The sequence below is a fragment of the Micromonospora sp. NPDC000121 genome (assembly GCF_042899165.1).
GTDB lineage: Bacteria > Actinomycetota > Actinomycetes > Mycobacteriales > Micromonosporaceae > Micromonospora.
The window spans coordinates 334,069-351,413 of the sequence record NZ_JBIAZP010000002.1 but is presented as its reverse complement, the minus strand read 5'-3'; the positions used below and the strand labels follow the sequence as shown (position 1 = coordinate 351,413).

17 protein-coding genes are annotated in these 17,345 nt (G+C 74.7%); 7 read left to right on the top strand and 10 right to left on the bottom strand.

Going from position 1 to position 17,345, the window contains the following annotated elements; all coding sequences use genetic code 11:
- The first annotated feature begins 156 nt into the window (after positions 1 to 156).
- The gene (locus ACFY23_RS07685; protein WP_350682097.1) at positions 157 to 363 is read left to right on the top strand and encodes a hypothetical protein; all 207 of its coding nucleotides are present in this window, start codon (positions 157 to 159) and stop codon (positions 361 to 363) included.
- 83 nt (positions 364 to 446) lie between these two features.
- On the opposite strand, the gene ACFY23_RS07680 is transcribed toward ACFY23_RS07685, so the two are convergent.
- Together ACFY23_RS07680 and coxB are read right to left on the bottom strand one after the other, a co-directional pair.
- Positions 447 to 875 carry a cytochrome c oxidase subunit 4 gene (locus ACFY23_RS07680; RefSeq protein ID WP_350682099.1) on the bottom strand — a complete coding sequence of 143 codons (429 nt, stop codon included), beginning with the start codon at positions 873 to 875 and terminating at the stop codon, positions 447 to 449.
- Positions 876 to 885: 10 nt separating this feature from the next.
- On the bottom strand, positions 886 to 1,857 hold the full coding sequence (gene coxB / locus ACFY23_RS07675; protein ID WP_350682101.1) for a cytochrome c oxidase subunit II: 972 nt from the start codon (positions 1,855 to 1,857) through the stop codon (positions 886 to 888).
- 197 nt (positions 1,858 to 2,054) lie between these two features.
- Between coxB and ACFY23_RS07670 the strand changes: the two genes are divergently transcribed.
- Both ACFY23_RS07670 and ACFY23_RS07665 read left to right on the top strand, forming a co-directional pair.
- Positions 2,055 to 3,206, top strand: coding sequence for an aminotransferase class V-fold PLP-dependent enzyme (locus ACFY23_RS07670; protein WP_350682103.1), 1,152 nt, complete (start codon positions 2,055 to 2,057; stop codon positions 3,204 to 3,206).
- Positions 3,203 to 3,436, top strand: a complete 234-nt coding sequence (locus ACFY23_RS07665) for a sulfurtransferase TusA family protein (protein WP_350682105.1) — start codon at positions 3,203 to 3,205, stop codon at positions 3,434 to 3,436. The genes ACFY23_RS07670 and ACFY23_RS07665 overlap by 4 nt, the downstream gene beginning before the upstream one ends.
- Before the next feature lie 75 nt (positions 3,437 to 3,511).
- Here ACFY23_RS07665 and ACFY23_RS07660 read toward each other — a convergent pair whose 3' ends face one another.
- The 3 genes from ACFY23_RS07660 to ACFY23_RS07650 all read right to left on the bottom strand — a co-directional run bounded on the left by ACFY23_RS07660 (position 3,512) and on the right by ACFY23_RS07650 (position 6,310).
- On the bottom strand, positions 3,512 to 4,489 hold the full coding sequence (locus tag ACFY23_RS07660) for a carbohydrate kinase family protein (RefSeq protein WP_350682107.1): 978 nt from the start codon (positions 4,487 to 4,489) through the stop codon (positions 3,512 to 3,514).
- 169 nt (positions 4,490 to 4,658) lie between these two features.
- The gene (erpA, locus tag ACFY23_RS07655; protein ID WP_091104634.1) at positions 4,659 to 5,027 is read right to left on the bottom strand and encodes an iron-sulfur cluster insertion protein ErpA; all 369 of its coding nucleotides are present in this window, start codon (positions 5,025 to 5,027) and stop codon (positions 4,659 to 4,661) included.
- Between the two features lie 143 nt (positions 5,028 to 5,170).
- On the bottom strand, positions 5,171 to 6,310 hold the full coding sequence (locus ACFY23_RS07650; RefSeq protein WP_350682141.1) for a glycerate kinase: 1,140 nt from the start codon (positions 6,308 to 6,310) through the stop codon (positions 5,171 to 5,173).
- 68 nt (positions 6,311 to 6,378) lie between these two features.
- Between ACFY23_RS07650 and nadA the strand changes: the two genes are divergently transcribed.
- The 3 genes from nadA (at position 6,379) to ACFY23_RS07635 (ending at position 9,824) form a co-directional block, all read left to right on the top strand.
- On the top strand, positions 6,379 to 7,578 hold the full coding sequence (gene nadA / locus ACFY23_RS07645; RefSeq protein WP_350682109.1) for a quinolinate synthase NadA: 1,200 nt from the start codon (positions 6,379 to 6,381) through the stop codon (positions 7,576 to 7,578).
- A gap of 209 nt (positions 7,579 to 7,787) precedes the next feature.
- On the top strand, positions 7,788 to 9,143 hold the full coding sequence (murA, locus tag ACFY23_RS07640) for a UDP-N-acetylglucosamine 1-carboxyvinyltransferase (protein ID WP_350682111.1): 1,356 nt from the start codon (positions 7,788 to 7,790) through the stop codon (positions 9,141 to 9,143).
- 72 nt (positions 9,144 to 9,215) lie between these two features.
- On the top strand, positions 9,216 to 9,824 hold the full coding sequence (locus tag ACFY23_RS07635; RefSeq protein WP_350682113.1) for a DUF3043 domain-containing protein: 609 nt from the start codon (positions 9,216 to 9,218) through the stop codon (positions 9,822 to 9,824).
- Between the two features lie 121 nt (positions 9,825 to 9,945).
- Here the strand turns inward: ACFY23_RS07635 and ACFY23_RS07630 are convergent, their stop codons facing one another.
- On the bottom strand, positions 9,946 to 10,254 hold the full coding sequence (locus ACFY23_RS07630; protein WP_350682115.1) for an AzlD domain-containing protein: 309 nt from the start codon (positions 10,252 to 10,254) through the stop codon (positions 9,946 to 9,948).
- Positions 10,248 to 11,003 (bottom strand): AzlC family ABC transporter permease, encoded by a 756-nt coding sequence (locus tag ACFY23_RS07625; RefSeq protein WP_350682117.1) that lies wholly within the window; start codon positions 11,001 to 11,003, stop codon positions 10,248 to 10,250. Before ACFY23_RS07625 ends, ACFY23_RS07630 begins: the two co-directional genes overlap by 7 nt.
- A gap of 67 nt (positions 11,004 to 11,070) precedes the next feature.
- Between ACFY23_RS07625 and ACFY23_RS07620 the strand changes: the two genes are divergently transcribed.
- Complete coding sequence (locus tag ACFY23_RS07620; protein WP_350682119.1) at positions 11,071 to 11,631, top strand: XRE family transcriptional regulator; 561 nt, start codon at positions 11,071 to 11,073, stop codon at positions 11,629 to 11,631.
- Positions 11,632 to 11,647: 16 nt separating this feature from the next.
- Here the strand turns inward: ACFY23_RS07620 and ACFY23_RS07615 are convergent, their stop codons facing one another.
- Genes ACFY23_RS07615 through ACFY23_RS07605 form a run of 3 tightly spaced genes read right to left on the bottom strand, consistent with a single transcriptional unit; the run spans position 11,648 to position 14,302 of the window.
- Entirely contained in the window at positions 11,648 to 12,619 is a 972-nt protein-coding gene (locus ACFY23_RS07615; protein WP_350682121.1) for an ATP-binding cassette domain-containing protein, read from the bottom strand.
- The gene (locus ACFY23_RS07610; RefSeq protein ID WP_350682123.1) at positions 12,616 to 13,458 is read right to left on the bottom strand and encodes an ABC-2 family transporter protein; all 843 of its coding nucleotides are present in this window, start codon (positions 13,456 to 13,458) and stop codon (positions 12,616 to 12,618) included. The genes ACFY23_RS07615 and ACFY23_RS07610 overlap by 4 nt, the downstream gene beginning before the upstream one ends.
- Positions 13,451 to 14,302 carry an ABC-2 family transporter protein gene (locus ACFY23_RS07605; RefSeq protein WP_350682125.1) on the bottom strand — a complete coding sequence of 284 codons (852 nt, stop codon included), beginning with the start codon at positions 14,300 to 14,302 and terminating at the stop codon, positions 13,451 to 13,453. Before ACFY23_RS07605 ends, ACFY23_RS07610 begins: the two co-directional genes overlap by 8 nt.
- Positions 14,303 to 17,345 lie beyond the last annotated feature (3,043 nt).

Here is a 17,345-nt window from a genome sequence, read left to right as displayed (position 1 = left end):
AGGCGCGGGAAAGTTGTCGGACCCCCGTGGGAAACTACAACTGAGTAGTTTTCCACTTCCATCATGCGCTGTTCACCACAGCACATCCGTCGTGCGCCGCGCCGGCGCGGCAGTTCCGCCGCGCGCCCCGACGGACCGGAGCGAGAGGAGACGCCCGTGTCGGAGCGCGAGCTCTACTGCGACACCTGCGAGGGCGTTCAGCCGTTCGAGGCGCCGCCGTGCGTCGACGGGCACGGCGCCGACTGCCCCGAGCTGGCCTGCACGGGCTGCGGCGAAGCCGTGCTCGTCGCCACGTTCGCCTTCCGCGCCCCGCGCCTGGCGCAGCGACGCCGCCAGCCGTCGCCCCACCGCCGCGCCGCCTGACCCCCGGCGGACACCGCGAAGGCCCGCCTCCCCTCGGGGAGGCGGGCCTTCGTCACGCGCGGGGGCCGTCGTCGGCCGCCAGCTCAGTGCTCGGCGGTGCGCCGGGTGCCGGTGTAGTACTCGAACAGCAGGCCGCAGGCCGCGAAGATGACCGCCACCGCACCGACGCCCAGCAGCCAGAACTGCCAGAACACCAGGCCGAAGCCGGTGAGCGCGGCGGCCAGCGCCAGGCCGAACGGCCAGTAGCTGCCCGGGCTGAAGAAGCCGATCTCGCCCGCGCCGTCGGCGATCTCACCGTCCGGCCGGTCCTCCGGCCGCAGGTCGATCCGGCGCGAGACGAACCAGAAGAAGCCGCCGCACATCGCGCAGAGCAGGAAGCTCAGCAGCAGTCCGACAGTGCCGACCCACTCGACCTGGCCACCGGAGTCGGCGGCGGTCCAGCCGCCGTAGAGGACGGTGGCGAAGAGCAGGAACCCGGCGATGACCAGGAAGATGCGCCATTCGGTCTTCATGCCCGCCCCCTCAGCTTCCCGCACCGGCCGGCGCGGCGTCCGGGTTGAAGTTGGCCTCGGTGCGACGGGTCTCGAACGGCCGCGTGGTCTGCGCGTACGGCTCCTCGCCGATGGCCGTCAGCGCCTCCTGCGTGGACTTGCCGTCCCGCTTGGCCGCCAGGAACTGGTCGTACTTCTCCGGCGAGACGACCCGCAGCTCGAAGTTCATGAACGCGTGGTAGCTGCCGCACAGCTCGGCGCAGCGGCCGACGTAGGCGCCCTCGGTGTCGAGCTTGGAGACCTCGAACACGTTGCGGATCTTGCCCGGCATGACGTCCCGCTTGAACAGCAGCTCCGGCACCCAGAAGGAGTGGATGACGTCGCGGCTGGTCTCCTCGAACCGGATGGACCGGTCGGTCGGGAGCACCAGGACCGGGATGACCTCGCTGGTGCCGAGCACCGAGGCGACGGTGTTCGCGTCCTTGCCCTGGCCGTCGCGGTAGTTGAACTGCCAGTTCCACTTGAAGGCGACCACCTCGACGGTGACGTCGGGGTTCTTGGTCGTCTTGTTCACGTCGGTCTGCACGATCGCCGTGTAGTAGAAGAGCACGGAGACGATCAGGATCGGCGCGATGGTGTAGAGGAACTCCATCGGCATGTTGTAACGGGTCTGCACCGGCAGCTCGTTGCCCCGCTTGCGGTAGCGCACGATGCACCAGAAGATCAGGCCCCACACGAACACGCCGACCGCGAGCGCCGCGATGCACGAGGCGATCCACAGGTCGTACATCCGGTGCGACTCGGGCGAGATGCCGCCCTGCGGCCAGCCGAAGCCGCCGAACGTGGCGCCGACGTCGCAGCCCGTGAGCAGGACCAGCAGCGCCGCCCCGCCGAGACCGAGCCCGGCGAGCCGACCAGCACCACGCCCCCGGCGCCCACCGGCTCCTGGGGAAGCGCTGTGCCGTACGGCCGACGGCCGTACCTCCGAACTCCTTGCGACCACCTGGTCCTGCCTCCCTAGCGCGCCGCGGTGTCTGTTCTGTTCTGCCGGCCTCCGCCGAGCGGAGCGACAGCACCGGCGGCAAAGGCGTCACCGACGGTCGCAGATTACTCGACCATGGCGGACTCGACCGTCTTGGGGTCACTCTCCGCCCCCATCGGGGGGATCTTGAGCGTACCGGCGCGATAGCGTTGGCAGCCGTGAGCGCTTCCCCGGTCTACCTGGACGCGGCCACCGCCGCGCCGCTGCACCCGGTCGCCCGACAGGCGCTGCTGGCCGCCCTCGACGACGGCTGGGCCGACCCCGCCCGGCTCTACACCCAGGCCCGCCGCGCACGGCAACTGCTCGACGCCGCCCGCGAGGCCACCGCGCAGACGCTCGGCGTGCGCGCCGACGAGATCTCCTTCACCCCGAGCGGTACGACGGCCGCGCACGCCGCCGTGCTCGGCGGCCTGGCCGGTCGGCGGCGGGTCGGCCCGACCCTGGTGCACTCCGCGATCGAGCACTCGGCGGTGCTGCACGCCGCCGAGCGGCACGTCGCGGCGGGCGGCACGGCGACGTCGGTGCCGGTGGACCGGTCGGGCCGGCTCGACCTGGACGGCTGGTCGGCGGCGGTGCGGGCGCCCGGGGTGGCGCTGGCCGCGCTGATCGCCGCCAGCCACGAGGTCGGCACGCGCCAGCCGGTCGCCGAGGCGGCGCGCGAGTGCGCCGAGGCCGGGGTGCCGCTGTTCGTGGACGCCGCCCAGGTGGTCGGCCGGGCGCCCGTGCCGGCGGGCTGGTCGGTGCTGACCGCCAGCGCGCACAAGTGGGGCGGCCCGCCCGGGGTGGGGCTGCTGGTGGTGCGCAAGGGCACCCGGTGGGAGTCGCCCTGGCCGGCCGACGAGCGGGAGTCCGGGCGTACGCCGGGAACGCTCAACCTGCCCGCGGTGGTCGCGGCGGCGGCGAGCCTGCGCGCGGCGGCGGCCGACGCGGCGGCCGAGGCGGCCCGGCTGGCGCCGCTGGTGGACCGGATCCGGGCCCGGGTGGCGGCGGAGGTGCCCGACGTGGAGGTGGTGGGTGATCCCGACGACCGCCTCCCGCACCTGGTGACCTTCTCCTGCCTGTACGTCGACGGCGAGGCCCTGCTGCACGCGCTCGACCGGCACGGGTTCGCCGTCTCGTCCGGCTCCTCCTGCACCTCCTCCACGCTGCGCCCGTCGCACGTGCTGGAGGCGATGGGGGTGCTCTCGCACGGCAACGTGCGGGTCTCGCTGCACCGGGAGACGACGGAGGCGGACGTGGAGCGGTTCCTCGCCGAGTTGCCCGAGATCGTGGCGCGGCTGCGCGCCGAGGCGGGGGTGGTGGGGCTGTGACGGCGCCGGCGGAGATCCTCGACTGTCGTGGTCAGCGCTGCCCGCTGCCCGTGATCGCGGTGGCCCGGCGGCTGCCCGAGCTGCCCGTCGGCACGGTGGTGCGGGTGCTGGCCGACGACCCGGCGGCGGCGGTGGACATCCCGGCCTGGTGCCGGATGCGCGGCCACGAGTTCCTCGGCACGGTCACCGGCCCGGACGGCCCCGCCTTCGACGTCCGCCGCCTGCACTGAGAGGTGTCAGGAAGGGCACCCGGTCACCGCCTCCGCTGGGGCGGAAAGGCCCTTCCTGACACCGAGGGGCGGGGATCAGGGCAGCAGGTGCGGCCGGACGTCCTCGGCGGCCACGTCGCCGTACGACTCGGCCATCCGCTTGACGAACAGGTCGCGGCGGACGTCGTACTCCTGCGTGCCCACGGTCTCCAGCACCAGCGTGGCGAGCAGGGAGCCCACCTGGGCGGCCCGCTCCAGCCCGAGGCCCCAGGACAGCGCGGTGAAGAAGCCGGCCCGGAAGCCGTCGCCGACCCCGGTGGGGTCGACCGCCCGGATCTCCCGCGCGATCGGCACGTGGATCGGGTCGAAGTCGCGCCCGGCGATCTCCACGCCGTGCTTGCCCAGCGTGGTGACCCGGACCTTGACGCGGTCGAGCAGCTGCGCGTCGCTCAGCCCGGCCTTGCTCTGCAACAGCGACTTCTCGTAGTCGTTGGTCATCAGGTACTCGGCGCCCTCGATCAGCGCGACGACGTCCTCGCCGTCCATCCGGGCGAGCTGCTGGGACGGGTCGGCGGCGAAGGGGTATCCCCGCTCCCGGCACTCGCCGGAGTGCCGCAGCATCGCCGCCGGGTCGTTCGCGCCGACCAGGACCAGGTCCAGCCCGTCGAGGCGGCGGGCCACCGGCTCCAGCTCGATGTTGCGGGCCTCGCTCATCGCGCCGGCGTAGAACGAGGCGATCTGGCACATGTCGGTGTCCGTGGTGCAGACGAACCGGGCGGTGTGCGCCACCTCGCTGACGTGCACCGAGTCGCAGTCGACCCCGTGCCGCTCCAGCCAGGAGCGGTAGTCGGCGAAGTCCGCCCCGACCGCGCCGACCAGCACGGGGCGCAGGCCGAGCTGTCCCATGCCGAAGGCGATGTTCGCCGCCACGCCGCCGCGGCGCAGCACCAGGTCGTCCACCAGGAAGGAGAGGGACACCTTGTGCAGCTGGTCGGCGATGAACTGGTCGGCGAAGCGGCCAGGGAAGCTCATCAGGTGGTCGGTGGCGATCGAGCCGGTCACCGCGATCTTCATGTCAACCCTCGGGGTCGGGAGCAGGGCGCCGGTCAGCCTACCGGTCCGGCCCCCTCAGGATGACCCGTCGGTCCGGCCACGGTCATCTTCTCGGCTGCCCTACCGGGCCCGAACGCGGCAGCGGGGCCGCCCCGAGGGGACGGCCCCGCTGGTCGCGAGCGGAGAAGGCTCAGCTGAACGAGTCGCCGCAGGCGCAGGAGTTGCCCGCGTTGGGGTTGTCGATGGTGAAGCCCTGGGCGTCGATGCGGTCGGCGAAGTCGATGGTGGCGCCGGCCAGGTAGGGGGCGCTCATCCGGTCGACGACGACCTCGACACCGTCGAAGTCGGTGACGACGTCACCGTCGAGCGAGCGCTCGTCGAAGAAGAGCTGGTACCGCAGGCCGGAGCAGCCACCCGGCTGCACGGCGACCCGGAGCCGCAGGTCGTCGCGGCCCTCCTGCTCGATCAGGGCCTTGACCTTCTGCGCCGCGACGTCGGTGAGGACGACGGACGTGGGGGCCTTGGCCTCGGTCGACTCGGTCTGCGCTGGCGTGGTCACGTGAAATCTCCCTGCGCGGTTGGGTCCGGACGCACTGGCCAACATCTCACGTCGCCCAGCCATTCCCGGTGTGGTCCAGATCCGATGGTACGCCGCCGCGGCCGGCCTCACGGGGCCGCCGTGACGCGGGCGCGGCGGGCCGGTCAGCGGCTCCACTGCCGGGCCAGCCGGGCGCCGAGCGCCCGCAGCCCCTCGGCCGGGCGCTCCAGCGCGGCGGCCAGCCCGCCGCGTTCCTCGCCCCCGAAGTGCTCCACCAGGCTGTACGCGTCGGTGACCCCGGCCGCGCCCGCCTCCCGCCGGCCGGTGCTCACCTGGCCCGCCAGCACCACGCAGGGCAGGCCCCGGTCCCGGGCGGCGCCGGCCACCCCGGCCACCACCTTGCCGCGCAGCGACTGGTGGTCGAACGAGCCTTCCCCGGTGATTACCAGGTCGACCTCGTCCAGCGCGGCGTCCAAGCCGATCGCCCCGGTGACCAGGCCGATGCCCGACTCGCAGTGCCCGCCCAGCGCCAGGACGGCCGCGCCGAGGCCGCCGGCCGCGCCGCCGCCCGGCAGGGCGCCCAGCCGGTCGGGGCAGCCGGGCAGGTCCCGCTCCAGCACGGCGGCGAAGCGTTCCAGCGCGGCGTCCAGCAGCAGCACGTCGGCCCGGTCGGCGCCCTTCTGCGGGCCGAACACGTTGCTCGCCCCGTGCAGGCCGAGCAGCGGGTTGTCCACGTCGGTGGCGGCCACCAGCCGGGCGTCGCGCAGCCGCGGCGCCCCGTCGAGCGCGACCGCGGCGGCCAGCGCCGCGCCGCCGTACGGCAGCGCCCGGCCGGCGTCGTCCAGCGGGGTCACGCCGAGGGCGGTGAGCATCCCCGCGCCGCCGTCGTTGGTGCCGGAGCCGCCCAGGCCGATCACCACGGTGTGGGCGCCGGCCTCCACGGCGGCGGCGACCAGCACCCCCAGGCCGTACGAGGTGGTGGTCTTCGGGTCGCGCTCGCCCGCGTCGAGCAGGTGCAGCCCGCAGGCCTGGGCGCTCTCCAGCCAGGCGGTCGTCCCGTCGGTGGTGAGAAGGATCTCACCGGCCGCCGGGCGGCCCAGCGGGTCGACGGTCGGCACCCGGATCCGGCGCCCGCCGAGCGCGTCGCCCAGCACGTCGAGGAAGCCGGGCCCGCCGTCGGACAGCGGCCGGACGAGCAGGTCGTCGCCGGGAGCCACCTCGCGCCAGCCGGCGGACACGGCGTCGGCGACCTCCGGGGCCGACAGGGTGCCGGCGAACTTGTCCGGGCAGAGCAGCACGCGCATGTCGAGCAGTGTGGCAGCCCACACCGGTCGAGGCTGCGCTCGGACCGCCCTGTGGGACCATGGGGTACGTGACTTCGACCTGGGTGGAACCCTCCAACACCGCAACGGCTCTGCTGCTGCTCGGCCGGGGCAGCGACCCCGCCACCGAGCGTGGCGTCGAGTGTCCGGGCGACCTTCCGGCGCCCAGCGACCCGGATCTGGTGGCCCGGGCCGCGGCGGCGAAGGCGGAGCTGGGCAGCAAGGTCTTCGTGCTGGGGCACCACTACCAGCGCGACGAGGTGATCCAGTTCGCCGACGTCACCGGCGACTCGTTCAAGCTGGCCCGCGAGGCGGCGGCCCTCCCCGACGCGGAGTACATCGTCTTCTGCGGCGTGCACTTCATGGCCGAGAGCGCCGACATCCTCACCTCGGACGCGCAGAAGGTCGTCCTGCCGGACCTGGCCGCCGGCTGCTCGATGGCGGACATGGCGGTGCTGTCGCAGGTCGAGACGGCCTGGGACGTGCTGACCGACCTGGGCATCGCGGAGCAGACCGTCCCGGTCACGTACATGAACTCCTCGGCGGACATCAAGGGCTTCGTCGGCCGCAACGGCGGCGTGGTCTGCACCTCGTCGAACGCCAGGCGGGCGCTGGACTGGGCGTACCAGCAGGGGTCGAAGGTGCTCTTCCTGCCCGACCAGCACCTGGGCCGCAACACGGCGGTGCTGGAGATGGGCTTCTCGCTGGACGACTGCGTGCTCTACGACCCGCACAAGCCGAACGGCGGGCTCACCCCGGAGCAGCTGCGCGACGCGAAGATGATCCTCTGGCGGGGGCACTGCTCGGTGCACGGCCGGTTCACCCTCGACAGCGTGAACGACGTGCGGGAGCGGGTGCCGGGGGTGAACGTGCTGGTCCACCCGGAGTGCCGGCACGAGGTCGTCACCGCCGCCGACCACGTCGGCTCGACGGAGTACATCATCAAGACCATCGAGGCGGCCCCGGCCGGCTCGGCGTGGGCGGTCGGCACCGAGCTGAACCTGGTCCGCCGGCTCGCGCTGGCCCACCCGGACAAGCAGATCATGTTCCTGGACAAGGCGGTCTGCTACTGCTCGACCATGAACCGGATCGACCTGCCCCACCTGGTCTGGGCGCTGGAGGAGCTGGTGGCCGGCCGGGTGGTCAACCAGATCACGGTCGACCCGGACACCGCGCGCCACGCCCGGGCGGCGCTGGACCAGATGCTCGCCCTGCCCGGGGTCGACACCCCGCCGCCCGCGGCGAACTGATCACGCTCGGTAGCACCAATGGTACGGAAATGGGCCCGATCACCGATTAGTGCCCTCAGGGGCGATCTGACCGGGTCCATTTACGTCACGGAGGGCTATGCTGCCGGGGCGACGACTCACGCGGCCGTTTCGACATGACCGCATTCCGGGTAGCGAAGACATCGCGAACCCACCATCAACACGGCAGCACCGACGCGCTGGAGGTTGCGTTGACCGACGACGTCCTGGTCGTACACGGAGGTACTCCGCTGGAAGGGCGGATCCGCGTGCGCGGCGCGAAGAACCTGGTCTCGAAGGCGATGGTCGCCGCGCTGCTGGGCGACAGCCCGAGCCGGCTGTTCGACGTGCCCAACATCCGTGACGTCGAGGTGGTCCGCGGCCTGCTCGGCCTGCACGGCGTGAAGGTCACCGACGGCGAGGAGGACGGCGAGCTCGTCTTCGACCCCGCGAACGTGGAGAGCGCGAGCACCGACCAGATCAACGTGCACGCGGGCTCCAGCCGGATCCCGATCCTGTTCTGCGGGCCGCTGCTGCACCGCCTCGGCCACGCCTTCATCCCGGACCTGGGCGGCTGCCACATCGGGCCGCGCCCGATCGACTTCCACCTCCAGGCGCTGCGCGAGTTCGGGGCGACGGTCGAGAAGACCCCGGAGGGTCTGCACCTGTCGGCGCCGAACGGGCTGCACGGCACCAAGTTCTCGCTGCCGTACCCGAGCGTCGGCGCGACCGAGCAGGTGCTGCTGACGGCGGTGATGGCCGAGGGCGTCACCGAGCTGCGCAACGCGGCGGTGGAGCCGGAGATCATCGACCTGATCTGCGTCCTGCAGAAGATGGGCGCGATCATCAAGGTGCACACCGACCGGGTGATCGAGATCCAGGGCGTGCCGAGGCTGCACGGCTACACGCACCGGCCGATCCCGGACCGGATCGAGGCGGCGAGCTGGGCCGCGGCGGCGCTGGCGACCCGCGGTCACGTCGAGGTCCTCGGCGCGCAGCAGGCCGACATGATGACGTTCCTGAACATCTTCCGCTCGGTCGGCGGCGAGTACGAGGTCACCGACGCCCGGCCGCCGAAGCTGGGCGACCCCGGCCAGGAGGGCGGCATCCGGTTCTGGCACCCGGGCGGCGAGCTGAAGTCGGTGGCGCTGGAGACCGACGTGCACCCGGGCTTCATGACCGACTGGCAGCAGCCCCTGGTGGTGGCGCTCACCCAGGCCCGGGGCCTGTCCATCGTCCACGAGACGGTCTACGAGCAGCGGCTCGGCTACACCGAGGCGCTGAACTCGATGGGGGCGAACATCCAGGTCTACCGGGACTGCCTGGGCGGCACCCCGTGCCGCTTCGGCCGGCGCAACTTCAAGCACTCCGCAGTGATCGCGGGGCCGAGCAAGCTGCACGCCGCCGACCTGGTCATTCCCGACCTGCGGGCCGGTTTCAGCCACCTGATCGCCGCGCTGGCCGCCGAGGGCACCTCCCGGGTCTACGGCGTCGACCTGATCAACCGGGGCTACGAGGACTTCGAGGCCAAGCTCGCCGACCTCGGCGCGCACGTCGAGCGTCCGTAACGTCGGCCACTCCGACCGCGCCCGGTGCACCGCGATGTGCACCGGGCGCCGTCGTTTGGCTACCCTTTCCGCGTGCCGTCGCTGTTTCGCCGCAAGTCCACCGACCTCGTCGACGAGGCCGTCACCTCCGTGACGCCCGACGAGGAGTCCTCGCCCGCCCAGCCCCGGGGCCACACCCCGAGCAAGAAGGAGCTGGGCAAGGTCACGCCGAAGCGGCCCAGCGCCGGCCGGCGACCGGCCGCGGCCACCAAGCCGCTGACCAAGGAGGAGGCGCGGGAGCGCCGGCGGCAGCTGCGCGCGGAGTCCGCGGCGGAGTTCCGGCGCGAGGGTGGGCCCCGTGACCGCGGCCCCGAGCGGCTGCTGGCCCGCAACGTGGTCGACTCCCGGCGTACGGTCGGCACCTGGTTCTTCGGCGGCGCGCTGATCGTGCTGATCGGCTCGAACGCGGCGATGCCCCCGATCGTCCGCCTGGTCTCCAACATCCTCTGGGGCGCGCTCGCGCTGGGCGTGGTGATCGACTCGTTCCTGATCTCCCGCAAGATCCGCAAGCTGGTCCGGGAACGCTTCCCGAACACCGGGCAGCGGATGGGCTCGCTCTACCTCTACGCCATCATGCGGTCGATCACCTTCCGCCGGATGCGCGCGCCCGAGCCCCGGGTCAACATCGGCGACCCGGTCTGACCCTGCCGTACCGACGGCCCCTCCCCGCACCGCGGCGAGGGGCCGTCGTCGTCGACGGCGCCCGCCGTCGGCAGGGGACGGGCCGGGCCGGCCGGCGGAGGCGCTCGTGGTCGGTGGCGCGCTACGGCACCCCGAGCAGGCGGAGCACCGCGGTGGTGCCGGCGGCGGCGAGCACCACCAGCACGAACGGCGCCCGCCGCCAGGCCAGCAGCACACCGACCAGCACGCCGACCGGCCGGGCCCAGCCGGCGAACCGGCCGGCCTCGGTGAGCGCGGCGGTGGCGCCCAGCGCGGCCAGCAGAGCCGCCGCAGCGACCGGCAGCAGCCGTCGGGACCACTCCGGCAGGTCGAGCCGGTCGCGCAGCAGCACCCCGGCGACCCGGAAGCCGTACGTCCCGGCGGCCAGCGCCACGATCACGGCGATCAGCACGATCCCTCCCCCGTCCCGCCCCGCGCGCTCGGCGTCCGGCTGCCGCCCGCGCCGCCCGGGCCCGCGGCCCGCCGTGCCCGGCGTACGGCGGCCACGGCCAGCACCGCCGGGCCGGCGAGCGCCAGCAGCACCGGCAGCCCGGCCGGCAGCAGCGGGGTGGCCAGCACCGACAGCACCGCGCCGGCCAGCGCCACCCGCCGGGTGTCGCGGTCCCGCAGCGCGGGCAGCAGCAGCGCGATCAGGCCGGCCGGGAACGCGGCGTCCAGACCGAACGCCGCGGGGTCGCCGACCGCCCCGCCGGCGAGCACCCCGAGCACGGTCCCCACGTTCCAGGCCAGGAAGAGCAGGGTGCCGGCGAGCCAGAACGCCCGCCGGCGCGCGGCCCCGGCGGGGCGGGCCAGGGCGAAAGCGGTCGTCTCGTCGGTCATCAGGTGGCTGCCGAGGAGCCGGTGCCAGAGCGGGCGGCCGATGCTGTCGGCCAGCGCCAGCCCGAACGGCAGGTGTCGGGCGTTGAGCAGCAGGCCGGCGAGGACCGCCGCGAGCGGACTCCCGGTCGCCACCAGCCCGACCGCCATGAACTGCGCGCCGCCGGCGTAGACCAGCACGGACATGACGACGGCCACCCAGCCCGGCAGGCCGGCGGCCACCGCCACCGCGCCGAACGAGGCGCCGACCGCGAGCATCGCCGCGCCGATGGCGGCGACGTCGCGGACTGCCGCGCCCTCGACCGTTCGCTGTGCCGTACGCATGGTCCGTTATGATGAACGCACCCGCCTGTGTTCGTCAAACCGAACAATCGGAACGATGGAGCGAACAATGTCCGCCGAACCGGCTCCCCCGCTGGCGACCATCGCCGTGGCGCTCCGCCGCGAGCGCGAACGCGTCGGCATCTCGCTCACCGAACTCGCCCGCCGAGCCGGCGTCGCCAAGTCCACCCTGTCCCAGCTGGAGTCCGGGGTCGGCAACCCCAGCGTGGAGACCCTCTGGGCGCTCGGGGTGGCGCTCGGGGTGCCGTTCAGCCGGCTGGTCGAACCGCCGGCCGCCGCCGTCCGGGTCGTCCGGGCCGGGGAGGGTCCCCGGATCCGCTCGGAGCACTCCGACCTCACCGCGACGCTGCTCGCCGCCGGCACCGCCCACGCCCGCCGGGACGTCTACCTGCTCGAGCTGGAGCCCGGGACGGTACGCACGGCCGAGTCGCACACCCCGCGCAGCGTCGAGCACATCGTGGTGGGCGCCGGGCGGCTGCGCGTCGGGCCGGAGGGCGACCTGGTGGAGCTCGGCCCGGGCGACTACGCGACGTTCCCCGGCGACACGCCGCACCGCTACGAGGCGCTGGCCCCCGGCACCTTCGCCGTCCTGGTGATGGAACACCCCTGACCTGCCCGGGCCGGGCTCAGCCGGGCCCGCCACCCCGGTAGAGCCGGGCCACGACGTCCTCGATGTCGGGCTCGACGATCGAGACGTCCCGCAGCGTGCCCAGCGCGGCCAGCGCCGACACCACCTCCGCCACGCCCGCCGACTCCAGCGCGAACGCCAGCCGGCGCCCGTCGGCCTCCACCCGGTGCAGCGGCGCGCCGGGCAGCGCCGGCGGCTCGGGCAGCGGGGCCTCCAGGTCGGCGACGAGCATCCGGCGCGAGCCGTACCGCGCGTGCAGCGCGGCGATCGACCCGTCGTGCACCACCCGGCCGTGGTCGACCACCACCAGGCGGCGGCAGAGCCGCTCGATGTCGGCCAGGTCGTGGGTGGTGAGCACCAGCGTGGTGTCCCCCGCCCGGCCCAGCTCGCCGAGGAAGCCGCGGACCGCCTGCTTGCTGACCACGTCCAGGCCGATCGTCGGCTCGTCGAGGAAGAGCACCTCGGGGCCGTGCAGCAGGGCGGCGGTCAACTCGCCGCGCATCCGCTGCCCGAGGGACAGTTGCCGGACCGGGGTGTCCAGGAAGGCGTCCAGGTCGAGCAGGCTCCGGCAGCGGCGCAGCCGGGCGGCGTGCGCGGCGGCCGGCACCCGGTAGACGTGCCGCAGCAGCGCGAACGACTCCCGCAGCGGCAGGTCCCACCAGAGCTGCGAGCGTTGGCCGAAGACGACGCCGATGCGCAGCGCGAGCCGGGTGCGCTGGGCGACCGGACGCAGGCCGCAGACGCGTACCTCGCCGGCGGAGGGCGTCAGCACCCCGGTGAGCATCTTGAGCGTGGTCGACTTGCCCGCGCCGTTGGGCCCGATGTAGCCGAGCATCTCGCCCCGGGGCACCCGCAGGTCGACCCCGTCCACGGCGGTGACCCGGCGCTTCTCCCGGCGCAGCCGGCCGGCCGGCACCCGGACCGTGAACTCCTTGCGCAGCCCGTCGGCCACGATGACGTCGTCGCTCACGACCCCGTACTCCGGTAGTGGCGGATGCCGGTGCGCCAGGCCGCCGCGGCCCCGGCGGCGGCGACCAGCGCGACGGCCGGCGCGGCCCAGCCGACCCAGGCCGGCAGGCCGAGCGGGTCGGCGCGGCCGAGCAGCGCCAGCGCCGGGTGGTAGCTGACGAAGGCGAAGCCCAGGCCGTACGCGAACACGGCGCGGAACCAGCCGCCGAACACCGTGACCGGGTACGAGGTGAAGTCCCGGCCGCCGTAGGTGACCGAGTTGGCCAGCTCGCCCGAGTCGACCCACCAGAAGGAGACGGTGGCGGTGGCGACGAAGACGGCCCCGAAGAAGAGCACGCCGGCCAGCGGGGCGACGACCACCAGCAGCGCCCGCCCCGGAGTCCACTCGACGCCGGCCGAGCCGACCGCGACGACCAGCACGGCGAGGCCGAAGACCGCCCGGGACACCTTGCGCAGCGGCAGGTCCATGAGCAGCAGTTGCGGCAGCGCGCCGAGCGGGCGGACCAGCACGGCGTCGAACAGCCCTGTGCGTACGTAGCGGGGCAGCCGCTCGATGTTGCCCACCAGCAGGTCGGCGGTGGCGAACGCGCAGGTCGAGAGGCCGACGATCACCAGCGTCTCGCGGAGCGTGAAGCCGCCCAGCTCCCGCGTGACGCCGAAGATGACGAGCACCGTCAGCACGTCGAAGACGGTGGACCCGACGTTGCCGAGCACGTCGACCACGAACGACGCCCGGTACGCCGTCTGCGACCGCGCCTGCGCCCCGAGCAGCGCCCGGTACGCGGCCAACGCCCCGCCGCCACGGCGCCGGACGCCCGCCGCGACGACCCCCTCAGCCACCCTGCACCACCAGGCGGCGTTCGGCGCGCCGCTGCACGAGCCGGCAGGCGGCCAGGACGAGCACCGCCCAGGCGAGCTGGAGGCCGACCAGCCCGACCTGGGCGCCGGTCGGGTCCCGCTCGACGAGCACGTCGAGCGGGGTCTGGAGCAGGCTCGGGAAGGGGGTGCCCAGCCAGAGGACGTGCTGGAGCCACTCCGGCAGGAAGCGCAGCGGGAAGTAGAGCCCGGCGAGCACGCCCGAGGCGAGGGTCCAGAGGATCATCGGGCCCCGGACGTCCTGCAACCAGTACGCGGTCGCGTTGACCAGGAACCGGCAGCCGAAGCAGAGCACCACGGCGACGACGGCGGAGAGCACGAAGAGTGGCAGGGTGGACCAGCGTCGGGGCACGTACACCTCGAAGAAGAGCGGCCCGACCAGCACCGGCGGGACCAGCCGGACCAGGGCGGCGTGGCCGCCGCGGCCCAGGTCGGTGGCGAGGTGGCTGGTCACCGGGTGCACCGGCCGGAGCAGGTCGCTGGCGACGTCGCCGGTGCGGATCCGGTCCGCCAGGTCCGTCCATCCCCAGAGCAGGACGACGGCGAGCAGGCCCTGGCCCACCCAGACGAAGGTGGCGAGCTGACCCCGGTCGTATCCGGCCGCCGTGCCGGCGGCCCCGGCCGCGGCGAGCAGGACGTAGCAGCGCAGGAAGCCGAAGACCGTGTTGGTGACGACGCCCGCCACGGCCGCCTGCCGATACGTGGCGTAACGCCGGAAGCCTGATCCGGTTATAGCCTTAAATGTCCGGAACCATAGGATAACGTTTGGGGTGGTGGGCGGTGCCACAGTGGCGGTGAGCGAGCCCACGCCGCTACCCTCCTTCCGCAGCCACGCCATGCCGGAACGGGCGACTCTACCGGCACGTGGGGCGCCCAGCGCGACAATTTGCAACGAGGTGACATCGCCGTGAGCGAGCGGACGCGAGCCGGCCACCGGGGCGCCGCCGGGAGCGAGCGGACGCCAGCCGGTCACCCGGGCGCGCCCGTTCACCGCCGGCGCGCTGCGGCCGTTCCGCTCACCCGCCGTGGCGACAGGTCTCCCGGATGAGCCGCTACGCCGACCGGTGGCACGACGCCGGCGAACCGTCCTGGATGGTCGAGCCGACCACCGAGTGGCAGCCGCAGTTCCCGGGCCAGCGCTACCCCGGCGACATCGGCATCCAGCACGCCCCGCCCGCGCCCCGGGGCCGGGCGGCCGCCGTCGGCCGCGCCGAGGTGCCCCCGCTCGCGCCGACCCGACCCGACGGGACCTACGTCGGCCGGTCCTGGGACGACGACCCCGACGGCTGGCCCGGTCGGCAGGAAGGCTGGAACGGCCCGCCGGGCGGCCCCGACGGGCGGCGGCGCGACGACGAGCCGTACCGCCGGCCGCACGCGGAGCCGACCTGGCCGGACGACCGACAGTCGCACCGGCAGGAGCCACCGCACCGCAACGCCCGGAGCGGCTTCGACGGACCCGGCCGTTCCGGCGCGGGCTGGCCGGTCGACTCTCCCCGGCCGCGCGACCACGCCGGTCACGACCGCTACGACGCCCGCCCGTCCCGGCACGAGCCGGCCGGGCGGGACCGCCCCGTCTCGCCCGCCGGCCACTCCGAGCCGGGCTGGCTGCCCGAGCCGGACGAGGACCCGCGCCGGTCGCCGGCGTACCAGCGGCCGGACCCGAGCCACGACCGTCGGCCGGGCGCGGACCACGACCACCGACCAGAGCCCGGTCACGACGGCCGGACGCCACGCGACCACGACGGCCGGACGCCACGCGACCACGACGGCCGTGTCGAGCGCGGCCACGATCCGCGGATGGGACCGGGGCACGACCGTCGGCCGGAAAGCGACGACGACCGCCGGACGGGCGAAGAAGCCCACCGGCCCCGGTACCAGTGGGATGCCCCCACCGAGCACCGCCCCTCGGACGCGCCGCAGGACCGTTTCCCCGACGAGCCGCGGGACCGTTCCCGGGACGAGCGGCGGGAACGCGCCGCCGACGGGCGGTGGGAGCACGCCGCCTCGGGGCAGTGGGATCGACGCCCCGACCGGCCGGAGGAACGCGCCCCGGGCGGACGTGGCCGCGAGCCGGGCGTACCCGCCGACGGATGGCAGCGCCCCGACCGGACCGCGAGCGGGCAGCCGTACCGCGACGGGGAACGGCGCCAGCCGGAGCCGGACGAGCGGTGGCAGGCACGCGAGGCGGCGGCGCGCGCCGAGGCGTACCCGCAGCGGCGTCCGCGTGAGGCTGCCCGGCCGGAGGCGTACCGGGATCCTGACGCGTACCGGGAGCCGCGGGCTCATCCGCAGCAGGACCGTGGACTCCCCTGGCCGTCGCCCGGCCCGGTGCAGCCCGGTTTCGACCGGGACGCGCGCCGCACCGCGCCGCACCTCGAACACCGTCGGCCGGCCGAGCCCGCCGACCGTCCCCACCACCACGGGGGCCCGCACGAGGCCGCCGCGCCACCGGCCCAGCCCCGGTACGACGAACCGCGCCCGTACCCGCCGTCGGGGCGGGTTCCCGCCGGCGGCGACCGCCCGATCTCCGGCCCGCCGGTCTCCGGCCCGCCGGTCTCCGGCCCGCCCGCCTCGGTACCGCCGGTCTCCGGCCCGCCCGCCTGGGTACCGCCCGGGCCCGGCCCTCGGGGCTTCCTGACCCCGCGTGACGAGGTTTCGGTCCCTGGCCGGCCGGTCTCCCCCGCGCCGTCCCGCGACATGCCGCCCACGGACCGGACCGGCCCGGTCGCACCGTCCCGCGACCTGCCCGTCTCGCCCGCTGGTCCCGTCCAGCGGCCGGTATCCGCTGCCGGACCGGTGTCACCGGCCGGTCCGGCCACCGCCCACCCGACGACGCCGGCAAGTCCGGTGTCGTCAGCAAGCCCGGTGTCGCCGACAGGCCCGGTCAGGGGCGACGCGGTCACGCCGGCAAGCCCGGTGCCGCCGACAGGCCCGATCGGGGGTGACGCGGTCACGCCGGCAGGCCCGGCCACCGACGGCCCGGTGTCGCCAGCAAACCCGGTCAGGGGCGACGCGGTCACGCCGGCAGGCCCGGCCGCCGGCCGCCCGGTGTCTCCGGCAGGTCCGGTGTCTCCGGCAGGTCCGGTTACCGACCGACCGGTGTCGCCCGCCGGTCCGATCCCCGGTGACGCGGTCACGCCAGCAGGCCCGGGAGTCGGCCGTCCGGTGTCACCCGCAGGTCCGGGCACCAGCCGGCCGGTGTCACCCGCCGCCCCGACCACCAGCCAACCGATCTCGCCGGCAGGCCCGACCGTCAGCCGACCGGTGTCGCCGGATGGTCCGGCCGGCGAGCGACCGGCTGCTGGTCCTCGACCCCCGATGCCCGCCGCCGAGGAGCAGTCCCGGGCCACCGGCCACACGCCGCGGCCCGCCCCCGAAAACGACGTCACGCCGGTCCCGGCGCCGCCCGCCGCCCGACTGCGGCTGGAGTTCCTGCCGGCACCGGAAGCCACGTCCAGCACCGGTTCCTCCGGCCCGGCCCCGGCTCGCCCCGAGCCGGTCCCGCCGACCCACCCGTACACGCCGCAGCAGGGCCTGGGGGCCGCACTTCGCGGCGCCGAGCCAGTGATCGGACCCCCGACCACCACGCCGCCGACCGACCGTGCTGCGGGCGCCCACCCGGCCGGTCCGCGCCCCGCTCCCGAGGAACGGGGTGCGGCGACCACGCCAGCGGTCCCGTCGGAGACGCCAGCGGCCACGATGCCGCTCGCAGCGGGCATGCCCAGGGTGTACGTCCCGCCGCCACCGAGCGATCCGCCGGCACCGGCGGCCCCGCCCCGACCCCAGCCGGCCGCGCCGAGCGGCGCGGACGCCTGGTTCCGGCCTTCCAAGCCGGTGACGCCTTCCGCCGA